The organism is Barrientosiimonas endolithica, assembly GCF_030296655.1.
GTDB classification, from domain to species: Bacteria; Actinomycetota; Actinomycetes; order Actinomycetales; family Dermatophilaceae; genus Barrientosiimonas; species Barrientosiimonas humi.
The window spans coordinates 1,841,432-1,861,500 of record NZ_AP027735.1 but is presented as its reverse complement, the minus strand read 5'-3'; the positions used below and the strand labels follow the sequence as shown (position 1 = coordinate 1,861,500).

The 20,069-nt window shown below is 70.8% G+C and carries 15 protein-coding genes and 2 pseudogenes; 16 read left to right on the top strand and 1 reads right to left on the bottom strand.

Annotated elements, in window-relative coordinates; genetic code table 11:
• Nucleotides 1-127 precede the first annotated feature (127 nt).
• From QUE40_RS09400 to aroB, 13 genes and pseudogenes are all read left to right on the top strand, one after another.
• A pseudogene (locus tag QUE40_RS09400) lies at nucleotides 128-1,632 on the top strand (replication-associated recombination protein A).
• Between the two features lie 146 nt (nucleotides 1,633-1,778).
• The gene (locus QUE40_RS09395; RefSeq protein WP_289230792.1) at nucleotides 1,779-2,789 is read left to right on the top strand and encodes an ABC transporter permease; all 1,011 of its coding nucleotides are present in this window, start codon (nucleotides 1,779-1,781) and stop codon (nucleotides 2,787-2,789) included.
• 116 nt (nucleotides 2,790-2,905) lie between these two features.
• The gene (locus tag QUE40_RS09390; RefSeq protein ID WP_289230791.1) at nucleotides 2,906-4,663 is read left to right on the top strand and encodes an ABC transporter substrate-binding protein; all 1,758 of its coding nucleotides are present in this window, start codon (nucleotides 2,906-2,908) and stop codon (nucleotides 4,661-4,663) included.
• Between the two features lie 115 nt (nucleotides 4,664-4,778).
• Complete coding sequence (locus QUE40_RS09385; protein WP_289230790.1) at nucleotides 4,779-5,768, top strand: ABC transporter permease; 990 nt, start codon at nucleotides 4,779-4,781, stop codon at nucleotides 5,766-5,768.
• Complete coding sequence (locus QUE40_RS09380) at nucleotides 5,765-6,850, top strand: ABC transporter ATP-binding protein (RefSeq protein WP_289230789.1); 1,086 nt, start codon at nucleotides 5,765-5,767, stop codon at nucleotides 6,848-6,850. Before QUE40_RS09385 ends, QUE40_RS09380 begins: the two co-directional genes overlap by 4 nt.
• A 58-nt stretch (nucleotides 6,851-6,908) precedes the next feature.
• Nucleotides 6,909-7,985, top strand: coding sequence for an ABC transporter ATP-binding protein (locus QUE40_RS09375; RefSeq protein WP_289233054.1), 1,077 nt, complete (start codon nucleotides 6,909-6,911; stop codon nucleotides 7,983-7,985).
• Between the two features lie 87 nt (nucleotides 7,986-8,072).
• A pseudogene (gene alaS / locus QUE40_RS09370) lies at nucleotides 8,073-10,783 on the top strand (alanine--tRNA ligase).
• Nucleotides 10,784-10,785: 2 nt separating this feature from the next.
• A complete protein-coding gene (gene ruvX / locus QUE40_RS09365) occupies nucleotides 10,786-11,292 on the top strand; it encodes a Holliday junction resolvase RuvX (RefSeq protein WP_289230788.1) in 507 nt (168 codons plus the stop codon).
• Nucleotides 11,289-12,590 (top strand): endolytic transglycosylase MltG, encoded by a 1,302-nt coding sequence (gene mltG, locus QUE40_RS09360; protein ID WP_289230787.1) that lies wholly within the window; start codon nucleotides 11,289-11,291, stop codon nucleotides 12,588-12,590. The genes ruvX and mltG overlap by 4 nt, the downstream gene beginning before the upstream one ends.
• Nucleotides 12,590-13,435: a shikimate dehydrogenase gene (locus tag QUE40_RS09355; protein ID WP_289230786.1), complete on the top strand. Its 846-nt coding sequence runs from the start codon at nucleotides 12,590-12,592 to the stop codon at nucleotides 13,433-13,435. Before mltG ends, QUE40_RS09355 begins: the two co-directional genes overlap by 1 nt.
• 61 nt (nucleotides 13,436-13,496) lie before the next feature.
• Nucleotides 13,497-14,714 (top strand): chorismate synthase, encoded by a 1,218-nt coding sequence (gene aroC, locus QUE40_RS09350; RefSeq protein WP_142005410.1) that lies wholly within the window; start codon nucleotides 13,497-13,499, stop codon nucleotides 14,712-14,714.
• A gap of 83 nt (nucleotides 14,715-14,797) precedes the next feature.
• Nucleotides 14,798-15,337, top strand: a complete 540-nt coding sequence (locus tag QUE40_RS09345) for a shikimate kinase (protein WP_142005409.1) — start codon at nucleotides 14,798-14,800, stop codon at nucleotides 15,335-15,337.
• A 32-nt stretch (nucleotides 15,338-15,369) separates the two neighbouring features.
• Nucleotides 15,370-16,476 (top strand): 3-dehydroquinate synthase, encoded by a 1,107-nt coding sequence (aroB, locus tag QUE40_RS09340; RefSeq protein ID WP_433997078.1) that lies wholly within the window; start codon nucleotides 15,370-15,372, stop codon nucleotides 16,474-16,476.
• A gap of 31 nt (nucleotides 16,477-16,507) precedes the next feature.
• Here the strand turns inward: aroB and QUE40_RS09335 are convergent, their stop codons facing one another.
• A complete protein-coding gene (locus QUE40_RS09335; protein WP_289230784.1) occupies nucleotides 16,508-18,079 on the bottom strand; it encodes an FMN-binding glutamate synthase family protein in 1,572 nt (523 codons plus the stop codon).
• Nucleotides 18,080-18,232: 153 nt separating this feature from the next.
• Between QUE40_RS09335 and efp the strand changes: the two genes are divergently transcribed.
• The 3 genes from efp to QUE40_RS09320 all read left to right on the top strand — a co-directional run bounded on the left by efp (nucleotide 18,233) and on the right by QUE40_RS09320 (nucleotide 20,039).
• The gene (efp, locus tag QUE40_RS09330) at nucleotides 18,233-18,793 is read left to right on the top strand and encodes an elongation factor P (RefSeq protein ID WP_142005407.1); all 561 of its coding nucleotides are present in this window, start codon (nucleotides 18,233-18,235) and stop codon (nucleotides 18,791-18,793) included.
• Nucleotides 18,794-19,216, top strand: a complete 423-nt coding sequence (gene nusB / locus QUE40_RS09325) for a transcription antitermination factor NusB (protein ID WP_142005406.1) — start codon at nucleotides 18,794-18,796, stop codon at nucleotides 19,214-19,216.
• 130 nt (nucleotides 19,217-19,346) lie between these two features.
• Nucleotides 19,347-20,039: an acetyltransferase domain-containing protein gene (locus tag QUE40_RS09320; protein WP_433997064.1), complete on the top strand. Its 693-nt coding sequence runs from the start codon at nucleotides 19,347-19,349 to the stop codon at nucleotides 20,037-20,039.
• Nucleotides 20,040-20,069: the final 30 nt, after the last annotated feature.

Genomic DNA, 20,069 nt, shown 5'->3' with positions numbered 1-20,069 from the left:
CAGCGTGCAGCGCGTGGTGGGCCGTCGGGGCCCGTGTGTGTGCCCGTGTCGCAGCACGCGCTACGCGGCGCGCGGTGGGCGCCGGGGCGTCGGTGGGGTTGTCTGTGCCGGTCATTAGCGTGTCGGCGTGAGCGATGACCTGTTCTCGAGTGCCGCGACGGAGTCCGGGGCGGCGCAGGCGTCGGCGCCGCTCGCGGTGCGGATGCGGCCGCGGTCGTTGGACGAGGTGCGCGGGCAGGGCGACGTGCTGCGGCAGGGAAGTCCGCTGCGCCGGTTGGTCGAGGGCGCCCAGGGCGCCGCCGGGCCGGTGTCAGCGATCCTGTGGGGCCCGCCTGGCACCGGGAAGACGACCCTGGCGCACCTCGTGGCGCGTGCGGGGGAGCACGACCGCGCGGAGCAGCAGAGCGGCGCGGGGCAGAGGGCCGGCGAGGGTCGCGGCGTTGGCCCGGCGACGCCTCGTCGGGCGTTCGTGGAGCTGTCGGCGATCAACGCAGGCGTGAAGGACGTGCGCGCCGTGATGGATCAGGCGGCACGTGATCGAGACCTGTACGGGCGGCAGACCGTGCTGTTCCTCGACGAGATCCATCGGTTCAGCAAGGCGCAGCAGGACGCGTTGCTGCCAGGGGTCGAGAACCGGCTGGTGGTGCTGGTCGCCGCCACGACGGAGAACCCTCGTTCAGCGTCATCTCGCCGCTGATGTCGCGCTCGATCCTGGTGCGGCTGCAGTCGCTGAGCGACGACGACGTCGCCGCCCTGATCGATGCCGCACTCACCGAATCACGAGGCCTGGCAGGGAGATTCGCCCTCGCGGACGACGCGAAGGCGCAGCTGGTGCGGCTGTCCGGCGGTGACGCGCGGGCGGCGCTGACCGCGCTCGAGGCGGCCGCAGGAGTCGCGGAAGACGTTGCGCGGCAAGGAGGTTCGGCCGGTTCTGGCAGTGGAGGTTCGGGCAGTGACGGCTCGCCTGTCCCGATCTCGCTGGAGACCCTCGAGCAGGCGCTGGCGGTGGCGGCGGTGCGGTACGACCGGGCCGGCGACCAGCACTACGACGTCGCCAGCGCGCTCATCAAGTCGATGCGGGGGAGCGACGTGGACGCGGCGCTGCACTACCTCGCGCGCATGCTCGAGGCGGGCGAGGACCCGCGATTCATCGCGCGGCGCATCGTGATCGCGGCCAGCGAGGACGTCGGCATGGCCGATCCCACGGCGCTGCAGACCGCCGTCGCCGCGATGCACGCGGTGGCGCAGATCGGGATGCCCGAGGCGCGAATCGTGTTGGCCCAGGCCGTGGTTCACAACGCCTTGGCGCCGAAGTCCAACGCGAGCTACAGCGGCATCAACGCCGCGATCGCGGACGTGCGGGCCGGCAAGGGCGGTGCCGTCCCGGTGCACCTGCGCGGCTCGAGCTACTCCGGCGCCGAACAGCTCGGCCACGGCAAGGGGTACCGCTACAGCCACGACGAGCCGGGTGGTGTGGGGCCGCAGCAGTTCCTCCCCGACGACCTCGCCGAGGTGGCGGACTACTACCACCCGACCGATCGCGGGTGGGAGGAGCGCATCGGTCCGCGCTGGACGACGCTGCGCCGGACGATTCGCGGCGAGACCCAGGGGCGACCGCAAGATAACGATTGAGTGACCCTGATCGCTCCCTCGGAGTGAGCCGTCTCACGCTGTGGCACTGTGAACCCGGCGTCGAACCACGGGGGACGGGCGGCGTCACTGTCCAGAGGTGAACGGATGGCCTACAACGGCTGTCCGAGTGAGGTCACGGAGGCCGCATGAGCATCCCGCCGGGAGCGGAGCAAACCGCTGTCGCAGAAGGCGAAGACATCGCCCTTGAAGGGCCTGCGCCGCGGGAGGGTAAGTCGCCGACGCAGATCGCGCTGGAGCGGCTGCGCAAGGACAAGATCGCCATCGTCTGCCTCGTGGTGATCACGCTGTTCGTCCTGATGGCGATCTTCCAGACCCAGATCACCAACATCGTCGGGGTCAACGCCCAGCCCGATCCATTGCTGATCGACCCCACCACGACGCTGCCGCCGTTCACGAGCAACAGTGATCACCCGCTCGGCGTCGAGCCGCAGACCGGCCGCGACCTGTTCTACATGTGGGTCCACGGAGCTCGACCGAGTCTGCTGGTCGGCATCTTCGCCGCGACGATGACGCTGCTCATCGGCATCACGATGGGGCTGCTCGCCGGCTTCCTCGGCGGCTGGGTCGACCGCGTCATCTCCTGGTGGGTGGACTTCCTGCTCTCCCTGCCGTTCCTGATCATGGCGTTCGCCATCGTCCCGATCGCCATGGCGCGCTTCGGCAGCCCCGACGCCAGTGGCTTCATCGAGGACGACAAGCGCGCGCTGATCGGTATGGCGTCGCTCATCAGCATCCTCGTGATCTTCGGCTGGCCGAGCCTGTGCCGACTCATCCGCGGTGAGGTGCTGTCGCTGCGCGAGCGGGAGTTCGTCCAGGCCTCGCGCGCGCTCGGCGCTCCGTCACGACGCGTGCTGTTCAAGGAGATGCTGCCCAACCTGCTCGGCCCGATCATCGTCAACTACACCGTGATGATTCCGGCGTTCATCTCCATCGAGGCCGGCCTGTCGTTCCTCGGCATCGGGCTGCAGCCGCCGACGATCTCCTGGGGCCAGACCATCGCGAGCGCGCAGTCCTCGTTCGAGACCTATCCGATCTACATGTGGGTCCCGACGATCAGCATCGCCCTGCTGGTGCTCGCGCTGAGCCTGTTCGGCGACGCCGTCTCCGACGCGTTCAACCCGCAGACCCGCCGCTAGCCGCGGCACGCGCGGACGGGGCCGCGCCGCAGTCTCTGCTCGACACAACTGAAAACACATCCCACACACCACTCCCGGCAGCACAAGACCGGGAGGGATCTCAGAAGGAGAAATCCATGCGCTGGACCAAGGTTGTCGCCCTCGCGGCAGCGGGTTCGCTCTCTCTCGCCGCGTGCAGCGGCGGGTCCGAGGGCGGCAGCTCCTCGAGCACCACCGCCGACCCCAACGCCGCCAACAACCAGGACTTCACCAAGGTCCCGGCGAGCGCCGGCTTCGAGCCCGACGCCAAGGGTCCGGTGACGGTCCAGGGTGCGAAGTCGGGCGGCACGCTGACGTGGAACGTCAACGCCATCCCGGAGAACACCGACCCGTCGACGCAGTACTACCAAGACGTCGCGGGCATCCACAAGCTCACCACCCGCACGCTCACCTCCTACGCCATGCGCGGCAACAAGTCGGTGCTGGTGCCCGACCTGGCCACCAACCTCGGCGAGATGTCCGACGACAAGCTGTCCTGGAAGTTCACGCTGAAGAAGGGCATCAAGTACGAGGACGGCACGCCGATCAAGGCGTCCGACATCGCCTACTCGGTGAAGCGCTCGTTCGCCCAGGAGGAGATGCCCGGCGGGCCGACCTTCCAGAACGAGTACTTCAAGGACGGCGACAAGTACAAGGGTCCGTGGAAGTCCGGTGAGAACTACGCCGGCGTGACCGCCGACGACGCGGCCGGCACGATCACCTTCAACCTGTCGAAGCCGATGCAGACGCTGCCCTACTTCGCGGCGTTCACCATGTTCAGCCCGGTGCCGAAGGCCAAGGACACCAAGACCAACTACCAGCTGAAGTGGGTGGCCACCGGTCCCTACAAGATCGAGTCCTACAGCAAGGGTTCGAAGCTGACCCTGGTCAAGAACACCAACTGGGACGCGAAGTCCGACCCGTCGCGCACGCAGTACCCCGACCGGATCGTCTTCAACTTCAACCGTGACAACGCCACGACCGCCAAGGCGATCATGGCCGACAACGGAAGCGACCAGACGACCGCGTCGTACGACGGTGTGGACGCCTCGATCCTGCAGCAGGTGCTCGGCCCCAAGAAGAACCAGGTCGCGACCGGTCCGTCGAACTGCGTCACGTACGTGACGATGGACACCACCACGGTTCCGCTCGAGGTGCGCAAGGCCATCGCCACCGCGTGGCCCTACGACCAGATCCGCATCGCGGGCGGCCTGACCACGTTCGACTACGCCCCGGCCAAGAGCTACGGCGCCCCGCAGGTGCCCGGCTTCAGCTTCCAGGAGACCCCGGGTCTCACCGGCACCGGCAAGGGTGACCCGGCCAAGGCGAAGCAGATGCTGCAGCAGGCGGGCAAGAGCAACTTCGAGCTGTCGTACTACTACGCCAGCGACGACGACACGGCCAAGAAGGTCGAGGCCGTGCGCAAGCCGCTGCTCGAGGCCGCCGGCTTCAAGGTCAAGTCGATCCCGGTTGCCCAGAGCGAGCTTCGCAAGAAGCGCATCGAGACCAGCCACAACGTGAACCTCTACCAGGGCACGAACGGCTGGTGCTACGACTGGCCGGGCGGCGACTCGATCTACCCGCCGCTGTTCGCCAGCTCGCTGCCCGTCAACGGTGGCGTCGGCAACATCAAGAACAAGGCCCTCGACAAGGAGATGAGCGACATCTCCCAGCTGCCGCTGGAGCAGCAGGGCCCGAAGTGGAGCGCGATCGACAAGCGTCTGCGCGACACGGTCCTGCCGGCCCTGCCGTACAACTACAGCAAGGGCTCGGCGATCTTCGGCTCGAAGGTCAACAACGTCCAGATCGACCCGAACCAGGGCTTCCCGGACCTGGCTCTGGTCTGGGTCGGCTGACGCTGACCTGACCCGCTCGCGTTGGGGGCAGGATTTCCACGTCCTGCCCCCGACGCGAGCCCAAGATCGGATCTATCGTCGTTTCGTCCCCTCGCACGAGGAAGTGTGATCTGCGGTGCTCATCTATCTGTCGCGACGCGTCCTACTGGGCGTGAGCGTGGTGCTCGCGGCCATTGTCGCGACCTTCATCCTCTTCTTCGTCGGGCCGAGTGACCCGACGACCGCCCTGTGCGGTCGTCAGTGCACCCCTGAGCGCGCAGCGCAGATCGAGAAGAACCTGGGGCTGGACAAGCCCAAGACCGAGCAGTTCACCCGCTACGTCAAGGGTCTGGTCGTCGGCACCAAGGAAAGTGACGGGGGCGGCGCCCGGGACTGCGAGGCGCCCTGCCTCGGCTGGTCCTACGTGCAGAACCGGTCGGTCACCGACATCGTGAAGGAAGCCTTCCCCGTCACCGTGTCCGTGGTGGCCGGAGGGATGGTCGTCTACTCGATACTGGGCATCTCGCTCGGTGTGCTCTGTGCGCGCAAGAGAGGCAAATGGGTCGACAAGCTGATCGTCGGCAGCTCCCAGTTCATCTCGGCGATCCCGTACTACATCCTCGCCGTGATCTTCTTCCTCTACGGCATGAAGTACACCGGTTTGGTCCCTGAAGCGACGTGGACCCCGCTGACGGAAAGCCCCTGGGCCTGGTTCATCGGGCTCCTCGGCGTGTGGTTGTTCTACGGCGCGATCACCTCGACCGGTTACATCCGGTACATCCGAGCCTCGATGATCGACACCCAGGCGCAGGACTACGTGCGCACCGCCCGGTCCAAGGGCATCTCGGAGTTCGACGTCACCTTCAAGCACGCCCTGCGCGCGGCCATCGCGCCGTTCGTGACCCTGCTCGGCCTCGGTGTCGCGGCCGAGCTGACCGGAGCGATCTTCACCGAGCGGGTCTTCGGGCTCCCGGGGATGGGCACCCGGACGATCCTCGCGTACACCCAGGGTGACCTCCCGGTCATCGCGGGCATCGTGATCGTGAGCTCGGTCCTGCTGGTGGTGGCCAACATCATCGTCGACCTGCTGTATGGAGTGGTGGACCCCCGCGTGAAGCTGTCATGACCGAGACCAACACCACCGAGACGGCCGGCGTCCCGGCCGACGAGGGCCACCTGGGCCAGCGCGGCGAGCGCATCCTGACGGTCAAGGACCTCACGGTGCAGTTCCCGACCGCCGACGGCCTGGTCAACGCCGTGAACGGGCTGAGCTACTCGCTGGACATGGGCAAGACGCTGGCGATCGTCGGTGAGTCCGGCTCCGGCAAGAGCGTGTCGAGCATGGCCGTGATGGGCCTGCACGACCCGCAGCGGACCAGGATCAGCGGCTCGATCGAGCTGGACGGCACCGAGCTGGTGGGCGCTTCCCCGTCGCTGCTGCGACGGATGCGCAGCTCCACGGCGTCGATGATCTTCCAGGACCCGCAGAGCTCGTTCCACCCGTTCAAGAAGATCGGGCCGCAGATCGCCGAGGCCTACCTCGCGCACCACAAGGTGTCCAAGCAGGTGGCGATGAATCGCTCGGTCGAGATGCTCGACCGGGTCGGCATCCCCAACCCGGGCCGGCGCGCCAAGCAGTACCCGCACGAGTTCTCCGGCGGTATGCGCCAGCGCGCGATGATCGCGCTCGGGCTGGTCAACGACCCCAAGCTGCTGATCGCCGACGAGCCGACCACCGCGCTCGACGTCACGGTTCAGGCGCAGATCCTGGACCTGCTGGGAGACCTGCAGAAGGAGTTCGGCTCGGCGATCGTGCTGATCACCCACGACCTCGCCGTGGTCGCCGAGGTGGCCGACGACGTGATGGTGATGTACGGCGGCCGCGCCGTCGAGCACGGCACGGCGCACGAGGTGCTCGCCAACCCGCGTCACCCCTACACCTGGGGTCTGCTGGGCTCGGTGCCCAAGCTGTCCTCGCAGGGCGGCAACCTGCGCACCATCCGCGGCCTGCCGCCGTCGCTGATCAACCTGCCGACCGGGTGCTCGTTCCACCCCCGGTGCGACTTCCGGGACCGGGTCGGCGAGGCGTGCGTGACGACGTTGCCGGAGCTGGCGGTGCGCGAGGGTGACACCACGCGCACGTCCAGGTGCCACCTGCAGAATCCGGCGGAGATCTTCGAGACCGAGGTGGCGGCGACCCTTGAGTGACAACGTGAACGAGGAGCAGATGACCGAGCGGGGCACCGGCGCGACGGCGATGGGCGCGATGTCGACGACCGACGAGCCGATCGTGCATCCGCGTCGTGACCAGAGCCGCAAGCCCATGCTCGAGGTCACCGACCTGGTGAAGCACTTCCCGATCAAGGAGTACACCGGGGTGCTGCCCACCAAGCTGAACCTGCGGGCGGTCGACGGCGTCTCCTTCGACGTCGCACCCGGCGAGACGCTGGGCCTGGTGGGGGAGTCGGGTTGTGGCAAGACCACGACCGGTCGCCTCGTGACCCGGCTGCTCGAGCCGACGTCGGGGTCGATCCGGTTCGAGGGCAAGGAGATCGCGCACGCCAAGGAGAGCGAGCTGCGCCCCATGCGGCGCGACATCCAGCTGATCTTCCAGGACCCTTACCAGTCGCTGAACCCGCGGCAGACGGTCAACACGATCGTCGGCACGCCGCTGGAGATCCACAACCTGGTGCCGAAGAACAAGCGCAAGGCGCGGGTCCAAGAGCTGCTGGAGCTGGTCGGGCTCAACCCCGAGCACGTCAACCGCTACCCGAACGAGTTCTCCGGTGGTCAGCGCCAGCGCATCGGCATCGCCCGGGCGCTCGCGGTCGAGCCGCGGCTGATCGTGGCCGACGAGCCGGTGTCGGCGCTGGACGTGTCGATCCAGGCGCAGGTGATGAACCTGCTGGAGAAGCTGCGCAAGGAGCTGAACCTGGCGTTCATCTTCGTCGCGCACGACCTCGGCGTCGTCCGCCACTTCTGCGACCGCGTGGCCGTGATGTACCTCGGCAAGATCATGGAGATCGGTGACCGCGAGGACATCTACGAGGCCCCCGAGCACCCCTACACCCAGGCGCTGCTGTCGGCGGCGCCCGACCTCAACGTCGTGCGCGGCGCGACCCCGCCGGAGCGCATCCGGCTCGAGGGTGACGTGCCGAGCCCGATCGACCCGCCGAGCGGCTGCCGCTTCCGCACCCGCTGCTGGAAGGCGCAGGACATCTGCGCCGAGCAGGAGCCGGTGCTGGAGTCGAAGCCGTCGAGCAAGCCCGAGCACCTGATCGCCTGCCACTTCGCCGAGAAGCGCAGCGACCTGGTGGTCAGCACCGAGGACATTCCCGCGTAGCGAATATCCGCTCGTCGTCGCGCCCGACCCTCGCGATAGGGTCGGGCGCGACTTTTCGCGCTCGTTGCACCGCCTCGAAGGACACCCATGGAAACCGCTGAGATCCGCCGCCGCTGGCTGCGCTACTTCGAGCAGCACGGACACGCGGTGGTGCCCAGCGCACCCTGATCTACGACGACCCCAACCTGCTGTTCGTCAACGCCGGGATGGTGCCGTTCAAGCCGTACCTCCTCGGGCAGCAGACCCCGCCGTGGCAGCTCGCGACCAGCGTGCAGAAGTGTGTGCGCACCGGTGACATCGAGGAGGTCGGCAAGACCTCCCGGCACGGCACGTTCTTCCAGATGAACGGCAACTTCTCCTTCGGCGACTACTTCAAGCAGGGCGCGATCGAGCTGGCCTGGGGGCTGCTCACCACCCACCAGTCGCAGGGCGGCTACGGCCTGGACCCCGAGCGCATCTGGCCGACCGTCTTCCGCGACGACGACGAGGCGTACGCCATCTGGCGCGACGTCATCGGGATCCCCGAGGAGCGGATCGTCCGGCGCGACGAGAACGACAACTACTGGTCGATGGGCGTGCCCGGCCCGGGCGGCCCGAGCTCGGAGATCTTCTACGACCGCGGCCCGGAGTACGGCACCGAGGGCGGGCCGGCGGTCGACGAGGACCGCTACATGGAGATCTGGAACCTGGTCTTCATGCAGGACGAGCTGTCGGCCGTGCGCAGCAAGTCCGACTTCGACGTGGCGGGCCCGCTGCCGGCCAAGAACATCGACACCGGGATGGGCCTGGAGCGCATCGCGAGCGTGCTGCAGGGCGTGGACAACCTGTACGAGATCGACGAGGTCTACCCCGTCCTGGAGAAGGCCGCGGAGCTCACCGGCAAGGAGTACGGCGCGCACTCCCAGCACGACGCGGCGCACAGCCACCCCGACGACGTGCACCTGCGCGTGGTCGCCGACCACGTGCGCTCCTCGCTGATGCTCATCGGCGACGGCGTGACGCCGGGCAACGAGGGCCGCGGCTACGTCCTGCGCCGGATGCTGCGCCGCGCCGTGCGCGCGATGCGCCTCCTCGGGTACGCCGAGCCCGCGCTGCCGCAGCTGCTCCCGGTGAGCATGGAGCGGATGAGCCAGTCCTACCCCGAGCTCAAGACCGACTTCCCGCGCATCAGCCAGATCGCCTACGCGGAGGAGACCGCCTTCCGGCGCACCCTCGAGGCGGGCACCACGATCCTGAACAGCGCGGTCGGCCGCGCCAAGACCGAGGCGAGCGGCAGCGCAGCCGGCCCTGCGCTCAGCGGGTCGCAGGCGTTCCAGCTGCACGACACGTACGGCTTCCCGATCGACCTCACCCTCGAGATGGCCGCGGAGCAGGGCGTCCAGGTGGACGAGCAGGGCTTCCGCCGGCTCATGCAGGAGCAGCGCGACCGGGCCAAGGCCGACGCGAAGGCCAAGAAGTCCGGCCACGCCGACACCGAGGTCTGGAAGCAGCTGCGCGAGCGGGGCGCCACCGAGTTCCTGGCGTACGACGCGCTCGACGCGGAGGCGACCGTCACCGGCCTGGTGCTCGACGGTGCGCAGGTGCCCGAGCTGAACCCGGGGCAGACCGGTCAGCTGGTGCTCGACCGCACCACGTTCTACGCCGAGTCCGGTGGTCAGATCGCCGACGACGGCGTCATCGTCACGCCGCAGGGACGGCTGCGGGTGCGCGACGTGCAGCGCCCGGTGAAGGGCCTGATCGTGCACACCGTCGAGGCGGTCGACGGACCGGTCGCGGTGGGTGACGCCGTGCAGGCGCAGGTCGACCCCGAGTGGCGCGTCTCGGCCTGCCAGGCGCACTCCGGCACGCACGTGGTGCACGCCGCGCTGCGCCAGGTGCTCGGTCCGTCGGCGCTGCAGTCGGGCTCGTACAACAAGCCGGGATACCTCCGGCTCGACTTCGCCTGGAACTCCGCGCTCTCGCCCGAGACGCGCAGCGAGATCGAGGAGGTCGCGAATCTTGCTGTGCGACAAGACCTTCCGGTGTCGGCTGCGTTCATGACGTTGCCGCAGGCGAAGGAGATGGGCGCGCTCGCGCTGTTCGGCGAGACCTACGACGAGCAGGTGCGCGTCGTCGAGATCGGCGGCCCGTGGTCGCGCGAGCTGTGCGGTGGCACCCACGTCGCGCACTCCTCGCAGGTCGGCGCGCTCACCCTCACCGGGGAGAGCTCGGTGGGGTCCGGCGTGCGCCGGCTCGAGGCGTACGTCGGCATGGACGCGCTGCGCTTCCTCGCCTCGGAGCGGGCGCTGGTCTCCGAGCTCAGCCAGCTGGTCAAGGCCCAGCCGGGCGAGCTGAAGCAGCGGGTGAGCGAGCTGCTCGACCGCGTCAAGGAGGCCGAGCGGGCGGTCAGCACGCTGCGCCAGCAGCAGGTGCTCGCCCAGGCCGGCTCGCTGGTCGAGGCGGCCAAGGACGTCTACGGCGTGCGGTTCGTCGGTCACGACGGTGGCGACCTGCCGGCCGACGACGCGCGCAAGCTGGCGCTCGACCTGCGTGGCCGGCTCGGCGAGCAGCAGCCGTCGGTCGTCGCGGTCGCCGGTGGCGGAGCCCGGCCGGTCGTCGTCGTCGCGACCAATGCGCTCGCGCGCGAGTGGGGCGTGAAGGCGGGCGACCTGGTCAAGCTCGCGGCCGGCACGCTCGGTGGCGGCGGGGGCGGCAAGCCCGACCTCGCCCAGGGCGGCGGCAGCGACCCGGCGAAGCGCCCCGAGGCGCTGCAGCAGGTCGAGCACGCCGTCGGCAAGACGGTCACCTCGGGCAGCTGAGCGTGCGGCGGGGCGTCCGGCTCGGCGTCGACGTGGGCAAGGCCCGGGTCGGGCTGGCCGCGAGCGACGCCGACGGGATCCTCGCGACCCCGGTCGAGACGCTCACCCGCGAGCCCGCGGCCCTCGGGGACGTGCGCCGGGTCGCGCAGGAGGCGACCGAGCGGGAGGCGATCGAGGTCGTCGTGGGCCTGCCTGTCGGGCTCTCCGGCAGCGAGGGCGCGGCCGCGCAGGACGCCCGCACCTGGGCGCGCGCGCTCAAGAAGCAGCTGCCGCGCACCTCGGTGCGGCTGGTCGACGAGCGGCTCACGACGGTCGACGCGCACCGGGCGCTGCACGAGGGCGGGGTGGCCGGTCGGCAGCACCGCAAGCACGTGGATCAGGTAGCAGCTGTGCTGATCCTGCAAGTCGCGCTTGACTCCGAGCGGCGGACGGGACAGCCTGCGGGAGAATCAGTGGGGGGACGAAAGCCGAGAGCGCGCCGCACCGCACGCCAGGAAGGCGGAGGATGAACGACTCCCACCTCGGGAACTCCCTGTTCGGACGCGACGACGGGGACAACCCCGCGGGCGCGCGACCGGAGGGCGAGGAGGTCCCTGCCGAGCGGCACCGCCTCCCGGCCGAACGCCCGCCGGCGACCCGGGCCGCCGCCCGGCGTCGCGCAGAGGCGCGGGCCGAGCACGACGCCGAGTTGGCGTACGTCGACGAGCGGGGCGGCGACGACGACTACGACGACCGCCCGGCGCGTGGCCGCCGCCCGTGGATCCCGCTGCTGCTGGCGCTCGCGCTCGTGGTGGGCGGTGGTTTCGTCGCCGTGCGCACGCTCGGGGTCGGGATGCCCTCGCTCGGGTTCGGCAGCTCCCAGGCCGGCGGCGACTACGAGGGCGAGGGCAGCGGCCAGGTCGACGTCAAGGTCGAGCAGGGCGACAGCGGGTCGGCGATCGGCGCGCGGCTGCAGGAGGCCGGCGTGGTCAAGTCGGGCAGCACGTTCGCCCAGGTGTTCGCCACCAACCCCGACGCCTCGAAGATCCAGCCCGGTACGTACCGGCTGCGCAAGGAGATGAGCTCCAGCTCGGCGCTCACCCTGATGCTCACGCCTGGTTCGCGCACCGGCCAGGCCGTCACCATCCCCGAGGGGCTGTGGGCCTCGGAGATCTACGCGCGGCTGGCCAAGGCGACGAACACCCCGATCGGCGACTACACCGAGGTCGACCCCAAGCAGCTGGGTCTGCCGCCCGGGGCGAACAACCGCGTCGAGGGATATCTGTTCCCCTCGACCTACGAGTTCGACCCCAAGACCAGCGCGACCGACCAGCTCAAGCGGATGGTCGCCGAGTTCAAGCGACAGGTGCGTCCGCTCGGCATCCGGGCCGACAACCTCAACCGGGTGATGACGGTCGCGAGCATCGTGCAGGGTGAGTCGCGTGCCGGGGCCGACGGGCCGAAGGTGGCGCGCGTGGTCGAGAACCGGCTCAAGCCCGGCGGTGAGACCGCGGGCCGGCTGCAGATGGACTCCACGGTGCACTACGCCATCAAGAAGCGCGGCACCGTGACCACCACCGCCCAGCAGCGGGAGACCGACAGCCCGTACAACACCTACCGCAACCAGGGGCTGCCGCCGGGGCCGATCAACAACCCGGGCGTCGCCGCGATCAAGGCGGCCGCCGCGCCGGCCGAGGGCAACTGGCTCTACTTCGTCACCGTGAACCAGGAGACGGGCGAGACCAAGTTCGCCGAGACCAAGCCCGAGCACGACAAGAACGTGCGCGAGTTCCGCACCTGGTGCCGCGACAACCCGGGGAAGTGCTGATGGCGACCCACCGGGCAGCGGTCCTCGGCTCGCCGGTGGCGCACAGCCTGTCGCCGCTGCTGCACCGCACGGGGTATGCCGCGACCGGGCTGCGCGACTGGACCTACGACGCGCACGAGGTGCGCGCCGGTGGACTCGCCGACTTCCTGGTCGGGCTGGGGCCGCAGTGGCGGGGTCTGTCGCTGACGATGCCGCTCAAGGAGGAGTCGCTGCTGCTGGCCACCGAATGCACTCCGCTCGCGCTGCAGGTCGGCGCCGGCAACACGCTGGTGCGCCGGCCCGACGACGGCTGGCTCGCGGACAACACCGACGTCGCCGGGGTGCGCGGGGCGCTGTGCGCCGCGCACGAGGGCGGCGAGCACCCCGCCCGCGCCACGATCATCGGCTCGGGTGCGACCGCCCGGGCGGTGCTCGCCGCGCTCGACCAGATCGGGATCACCGAGGTGACGTTCGTCGTGCGCGACCAGGTGCGCGAGAGCACCCTGGCTCAGGCGCACGACCACGGCATGACCGTCTCGACGCGGCGGTTCAGCGACCCCGTGGCCGACTGGGCCGACGCACAGCTGATGGTCAGTACGACCCCGCCGGGCGCGGCCGACACCGTCGCCATCGCCCTGGCGCAGCGCCCGGCGCCGCTGGGGCAGGTCGTGCTCGACTGCGTCTACGCCGACTGGCCGACCTCGCTCGCGACGATCAGCGAGCAGCGGGGCGCGCGGGTGCTGAGCGGCGTGGAGATGCTCGTGCACCAGGCGGCCGCGCAGTTCCGGATGATGACCGGCGTCGAGCCGCCGCTGGAGGCGATGACCGAGGCCGGGCGCGCGGCGCTGGAGCCGGCGGCCAGCTGAGGCTTCTTGTCCTGCGGGAGCCCCGGCGGGGCTGTCGGGGGTGCGTGGGAGGATCGGCGCCATGCTGCGCTGGATGACTGCCGGGGAGTCCCACGGCCCTGCCCTGGTCGCCATGCTCGAGGGTCTGCCGGCCGGGGTCGAGGTCACGGTCGCCGACCTGCAGGCGGCCCTGGCCCGTCGACGGCTGGGTTACGGCCGCGGGGCGCGGATGTCGTTCGAGAAGGACCAGGTGAGCATCCTCGGCGGCTTCCGGCACGGGCTCTCGCTCGGCTCGCCCGTCGCGATCCACATCGCCAACACCGAGTGGCCCAAGTGGGAGACCGTGATGAGCCCCGGCCCGGTCGAGTCCGCCGCGCTCGCGGCGGCCGACGACGTCGGCGCCGAGAAGGAGCTGGCCCGCAACCGGCCGCTCACCCGCCCCCGCCCGGGGCACGCCGACCTGGTCGGCATGCAGAAATATGCCTTCACCGAGGCCCGTCCGGTGCTCGAGCGCGCCTCCGCCCGCGAGACCGCGGCGCGGGTGGCGCTCGGTCAGGTGGCGGCCTCGTTCCTGGAGCAGGCGTACGGCATCCGGCTGGTCTCGCACACCGTCGCGATCGGTGAGGCCGGCGCGAGCGACGACGCCGCGCCGCAGCCCGACGACGTCGACCGGCTCGACGCCGACCCGGTGCGCACGCTCGACACCGACGGCTCGGCCGCGATGGTCGCCGAGATCGACGCGGCCAAGAAGGACGGCGACACCCTGGGCGGCGTGGTCGAGGTGCTGGCCTACGGCCTGCCGCCGGGCCTCGGGTCGCACGTGCACTGGGACCGGCGCCTCGACGGCCGCCTCGCCGGGGCGCTGATGAGCATCCAGGCCATCAAGGGTGTCGAGGTCGGCGACGGCTTCCGCACCGCCGCGCGCCGAGGCTCGCGGGCGCACGACGAGATCGTGCGCGACCACGACGTGATCCACCGGGTGACCGACCGCGCCGGCGGCACCGAGGGTGGCATGTCCACCGGCGACCCGCTGCGGGTGCGCGCCGCGATGAAGCCGATCAGCACCGTGCCGCGGGCGCTGCGCACGGTCGACGTCGCCACCGGCGAGGCCGCCACGGCCATCCACCAGCGCTCCGACGTGTGCGCGGTCCCGGCGGCCGGGGTGGTGGCCGAGGCGATGGTCGCGCTGGTCCTGGCCGAGGCGTGCCTGGAGAAGTTCGGCGGCGACTCGGTGGCCGAGACCCGGCGCAACCTGGAGGGTTACCTCGCGGCGATCCCGGAGGTCATGCGGTCATGGTGAGCGGCGAGGAGTGCGCAGCGCAGGTTGCGGGCGACGAAGGAGCACGCGGCCGGAGCGGAGTGCGACCGAGCGCGACAGAGGGCATGAGCGGCGAGGAACGAGGCGACGGAGGAGCGCGGCCGCGGGTGGTGCTCATCGGGCCGCCGGGTGCCGGGAAGTCGACCGTGGGGCGGTTGCTCGCCGAGCGGTGGGGGCTCGACCTGGTCGACACGGATGCCGAGGTGGAGTCCGCGACCGGTCGCACGATCAGCGACATCTTCGTCGAGGACGGCGAGCCGGCGTTCCGTGCGCTGGAGGTCGAGGCGGTGCGCGCCGCGGTGCGCCGGCCCGGGGTGCTGGCGCTGGGCGGTGGGGCACCCATGCAGGAGCCGGTCCAGGAGCTCATCGCCGACCTGCCGGTCGTGCTGCTCGAGGTCGGCATCGCTGACGCGTCTCCGCGCATCGGGTTCGACAGGTCGCGGCCGTTGCTGTCGGTCAACCCGCGGGCTCAGTGGTCGCGGTTGATGGAGCAGCGCCGCCCGACGTACGCCCGGCTCGCCGACGTCGTCGTCGACACCAGCGGGCGCTCGGCCGACGACGTGGCGACCGCCGTGGCGGCCGCGCTCGAGGACGGCGCGCCGTGACGGTCGGGAGCGAGGAGCCGGGCGCCGAGGCGCTGGCCTCTCCCCGCACGATCGCGGTGGGCGACGTCTACGACGTGGTGATCGGGCGCGGTGTGCTCGGGAGCGGGGCGCCCGGGCGCGGGGCGATCGCTCGGCTCGTCGGCGAGGGTGCCCGGCGGGTGCTGCTCGTCCACGCCCCCGGGGTGGCGGCGCTCGCGGGTCCGGTGCGCGACCAGCTGGCCGCGCAGGGTGTCGACGTGGTGGTCGAGCAGGTGCCCGACGCCGAGGAGGCCAAGACTGCCGCGGTGGCCGAGCGGCTGTGGCAGGTGCTGGGCGAGCACGACTTCACCCGCAGCGACGCGGTCGTGGCGCTGGGCGGGGGAGCGACCACCGACCTCGGCGGGTTCGTCGCCGCCACCTGGCTGCGCGGGGTGCGGGTCGTGCAGGTGCCGACCACGCTGCTCGGCATGGTCGACGCGGCCGTCGGCGGCAAGACCGGCATCAACACCGCCGCGGGCAAGAACCTCGTCGGCTCCTTCCACGAGCCGGCCGGCGTGCTGATCGACCTCGACACCCTGCGCACCCTCCCGCGGCCCGATCTCGTCGCCGGCATGGCCGAGGTCGTGAAGTGCGGCTTCATCGCCGACCCGCGCATCCTCGAGCTGGTCGAGGCCGATCCCGCAGCCGCGACCGACCTCGAGGGCCCGGTGCTGCCCGAGCTGGTCGAGCGGGCCGTCGCGGTCAAGGCGAAGGTGGTGGCGGCCGACCTCAAGGAGTCCTCGCTGCGCGAGATCCTCAACTACGGCCACACCTTCGCCCACGCGATCGAGCAGGTCGAGGGTTACACCTGGCGCCACGGCGACGCCGTCGCGGTCGGCATGGTCTACGTCGCCGAGCTGGCCCGGTCCGCCGGCCTGGTCGACGACGCCCTGGTGGCCCGGCACCGCGAGGTGCTGGGCGCGCTCGGGCTGCCGACGACGTACGCACCCTCGGCCGGCCGCGGGTTCGATGACCTGCTGGCCGCGATGCGCCGCGACAAGAAGACGCGCGGTGCGCTGCTGCGGTTCGTGGCGCTGGACGGCGGGGTCGGGCGCACGACCCGGCTCGAGGGGCCGAGCGAGCAGCAGCTGCGCGGGGCGTACGACGCCGTCCGCGGCTGAGCAGCGCGGCGCGGCTTACGGATCGCGCGGCTCAGTGCTCGGCCGTGCCGCTCGGTGGGGCCGAGCCGCCCTGTGGGGCGATGTCCAGCATGATCCGGCAGATCTCGTCGTCGAGCGAGCGGCCGAGCGTGCCCCAGCCAGGCTCGTAGTCGTAGATCTCGCGCAGCGTCCGGCCGTGCCGCTGGCCCTCCATCAGCTCGATGTCGTCGGGCGTGATCAGTCCCGGGTGCAGCACGCCGACGGCCTCGCTGACCTTGAGCAGGTCGCGGCGCAGCGTCTTGACGTAGGACGCCAGCCGCACCGCCTTGTCCGTCGGGTCCAGGCCGCGCGCCAGCCACGGGCTCTGCGTGGCGACGCCGGTGGGGCACTTGTCGGTGTGGCACTTCTGCGACTGGATGCACCCGACGGCGAGCATCGCCTCGCGCGCGACGTGCAGCAGGTCCACGCCGAGCGCCATCGCGGTGATGGCGTTCTTGGGCAGGCCGAGCTTGCCGGATCCGACGAAGGTGACGTCGTCGGTGAGGCCGGCCGCCGCGAACATCCGGTAGACCCGGGTGAACGCCACGAAGAAGGGCAGCGCCACCGCGTCGCTGAACACCTGCGGCGCCGCGCCCGTGCCGCCCTCGCCGCCGTCGATGGTGACGAAGTCGACGCCGCGGTCGCCCCGGGCCATCTGCTCGGTGAGCCGCTCCCAGAACAGCAGGTCGCCGACGGCCGACTTCACACCGACCGGCAGACCGGTCTCGGCGGCGACGAGCTCGACCCAGTCGAGCATCGAGTCGACGTCGTGGAACTCCGCGTGCCGGCTGGGGCTGATGACGTCCTGGCCGAGCGGGACGCCGCGGATCTCGGCGATCTCCGGGGTGACCTTGGCCGCGGGCAGCACCCCGCCGAGGCCCGGCTTGGCCCCCTGGCTGAGCTTGATCTCGATGGCCCGCACGGGCGCGCTCGCGACGACGTCCTTGAGCCGGGCCAGGTCGAAGCGGCCCTGCTCGTCGCGGCAGCCGAAGTAGCCGGTGCCGATCTGCAGGATCAGGTCGCCGCCCTGCCGGTGGTGGGAGGACAGCCCGCCCTCGCCGGTGTTGTGCAGCGCCCCGGCCATCGCCACGCCCCGGTTGATCGCCTCGATCGCGGGACCGGACAGCGCCCCGAAGCTCATCGCCGAGACGTTGACCACCGAGCACGGCCGGAACGCCTGCGCCCGGCCGCGCGCGGCGCCGAGGACCTTGGCCGAGGGCAGCGCCTCGTCCTCCCCGGCGTGCACCCCGCCCGCCGGCACGGCGGCGCTGAACGTGCGGTGCTTGATGATGGGGTAGCCCACGCCGTTCTCGACGTCGTCGTCGGTGCCGAACCCGATGTAGTTGTTCTCGTGCTTGGCCGAGGCGTAGATCCAGGAGCGCTGGTCGCGGCTGAACGGCCGCTCCTGGTCGTTGCTCGTCACGATGTACTGCCGCAGCTCCGGCCCGATGGTCTCCAGCAGGTATCTGCCGTGGCCGAGGACGGGGTAGTTGCGCAGCAGCGCGTGCTTCTTCTGGGTCAGGTCGCGCGCGGCGACGCCGAGGGTCGCGATCGCGGCGACGCCGGCGGCTCGGGTCCAGCTCATGCCTCGCAGTCTGTCCCTCCGCGGGGCCGCGGCCAACCACCGAGCCGGGTGAGGCGTACGGCGGGGGCGGCGCAGCCCGGTAGACTGGGCGAAACCCCGATCCCCGGGCGCTCACGCGTGCCCAGCGGGGACCGTCCCGAGCGAAAGAGAACGATGGCCAGCACGAACGATCTGAAGAACGGCATGGTGCTCAACCTGGAGGGCCAGCTGTGGTCCGTGGTGGAGTTCCAGCACGTCAAGCCCGGCAAGGGTCCGGCCTTCGTGCGCACCAAGCTCAAGAACGTGCTCTCCGGCAAGGTCGTCGACAAGACGTTCAACGCGGGCGTCAAGGTCGACACCGCGAACGTCGACCGCTCGGACATGCAGTACCTCTACCGCGACGGTGAGGACTTCGTGTTCATGGACTCCAAGACCTACGACCAGATCCACGTGCCGGCCACGACCGTCGGCAAGGCCGCCGGCTTCCTGCTGGAGAACCAGGAGGCGATCGTCGCCCAGCACGACGGCACCGTGCTCTACATCGAGCTGCCGGCCTCGGTCGTGCTCGAGATCGCGCACACCGAGCCGGGCCTGCAGGGCGACCGCTCCACCGGGGGCACCAAGCCCGCGACGCTGGAGACCGGCGCCGTGATCCAGGTTCCGCTGTTCCTGGAGCAGGGCACCAGGGTCAAGGTCGACACCCGCGACGGTTCCTACCTCGGCCGGGTCAGCTGAGTGAGCAGGCCGACCGCGCGCACCAAGGCCCGCAGGGCCGCGCTGGACCTGCTGTTCGAGGCCGAGCAGCGCGGGGTCAACGCCGTCGACCTGCTGGAGCAGCGGATCGCCGAGCCCAGCGGTGACATCCCGCCGCGCGAGCACACCGACACCCTGGTGCGCGGCGTCGTCTCGCGCTGGCACCCGATCAACGAGGCGCTGACGACCTACAGCCAGGGCTGGCCGCTGGAGCGGATGCCCGCCGTGGACCGGGCGCTGCTGCGGGTCGCGACGTTCGAGGTGCTCTACCTCGACGACGTGCCCGACGGCGTCGCCATCAGCGAGGCGGTGGCGCTCGCGACCGAGCTGTCCACCGACGAGTCGCCCGCCTTCATCAACGGGTTGCTCTCGCGCATCGCCGACGTGAAGGCCACCCTGGTCTGAGCGGCGACGAGGGGAGGAGCCAGCCGATGGCGTACGACGTCGGACCGGGCATGAGCACCAGCCCGGCCACCCGTGTGGCCCCCGAGCACGAACGGACCGGCCAGGGGCCGGCCGCATCGGCCTGATCGACGTGGCCCGCGGCGTCGCGATCGTCGCGGTCGTGGTCTACCACCTGGTGTGGGACCTGGGTGACCTCGGGCTGATCGACAGCACCCCGGCCCAGGGCGAGACCGGCAAGAACGTCGCGCACGGCATCGCCGGGTCGTTCATCTTCCTGGTCGGCGTGAGCCTGGTGCTGGCGCACGGCGACCGGTTCCGGCCGCGCAAGTTCCTGCGCCGGCTGGCCGAGCTGGTCGGCTACGCCCTGCTGGTCAGCGTGGTGACGCTGCTGATCTTCCCGAGCCAGTGGGTCAGCTTCGGCATCCTGCAGTGCCTCGCGGTCGCGAGCGTGCTGGCGCTGCCGTTCCTGCGGGCCTCGCGGCTGCTCGCGGTCGGCGCCGCGGTGCTGGCGTTCGCGCTGCCCGGGCTGGTCACGATCCCCGGCGACTCGCGCTGGCTGTCCTGGACCGGGCTCACCGAAGGTGTGCAGCCGACCATCGACCACGCCCTGCTGCTGCCGCTGTTCGGGCTGACCCTGCTCGGGATCGTGCTGATGCGCACGCTGCGCGAGCGGGGCGACGACGTACGCCTGGCGCGGGTGCGCACCGACCGTGGGCCGCTCGGGTGGCTGGCCTTCGTCGGGCGGCACACCCTGGTGATCTACCTGCTGCACCAGCCGATCCTGCTGGGGCTGCTGAACGCGTGGGTCTGGCTGCGGCGCTGAGGACTCGGCTGAGGTCTCGAAAGTGGGTCT

Bases quoted from the DNA above. Each gene is read 5' to 3' on its own strand.
- QUE40_RS09355 (WP_289230786.1), top strand. From the start codon at position 12,590: ATGGCGACCCACCGGGCAGCGGTCCTCGGCTCGCCGGTGGCGCACAGC.
- QUE40_RS09335 (WP_289230784.1), bottom strand. From the start codon at position 18,079: ATGAGCTGGACCCGAGCCGCCGGCGTCGCCGCGATCGCGACCCTCGGC.
- QUE40_RS09380 (WP_289230789.1), top strand. From the start codon at position 5,765: ATGACCGAGACCAACACCACCGAGACGGCCGGCGTCCCGGCCGACGAG.
- QUE40_RS09375 (WP_289233054.1), top strand. From the start codon at position 6,909: ATGTCGACGACCGACGAGCCGATCGTGCATCCGCGTCGTGACCAGAGC.
- QUE40_RS09345 (WP_142005409.1), top strand. From the start codon at position 14,798: ATGAGCGGCGAGGAACGAGGCGACGGAGGAGCGCGGCCGCGGGTGGTG.
- efp (WP_142005407.1), top strand. From the start codon at position 18,233: ATGGCCAGCACGAACGATCTGAAGAACGGCATGGTGCTCAACCTGGAG.
- aroC (WP_142005410.1), top strand. From the start codon at position 13,497: ATGCTGCGCTGGATGACTGCCGGGGAGTCCCACGGCCCTGCCCTGGTC.
- QUE40_RS09395 (WP_289230792.1), top strand. From the start codon at position 1,779: ATGAGCATCCCGCCGGGAGCGGAGCAAACCGCTGTCGCAGAAGGCGAA.
- mltG (WP_289230787.1), top strand. From the start codon at position 11,289: ATGAACGACTCCCACCTCGGGAACTCCCTGTTCGGACGCGACGACGGG.
- QUE40_RS09390 (WP_289230791.1), top strand. From the start codon at position 2,906: ATGCGCTGGACCAAGGTTGTCGCCCTCGCGGCAGCGGGTTCGCTCTCT.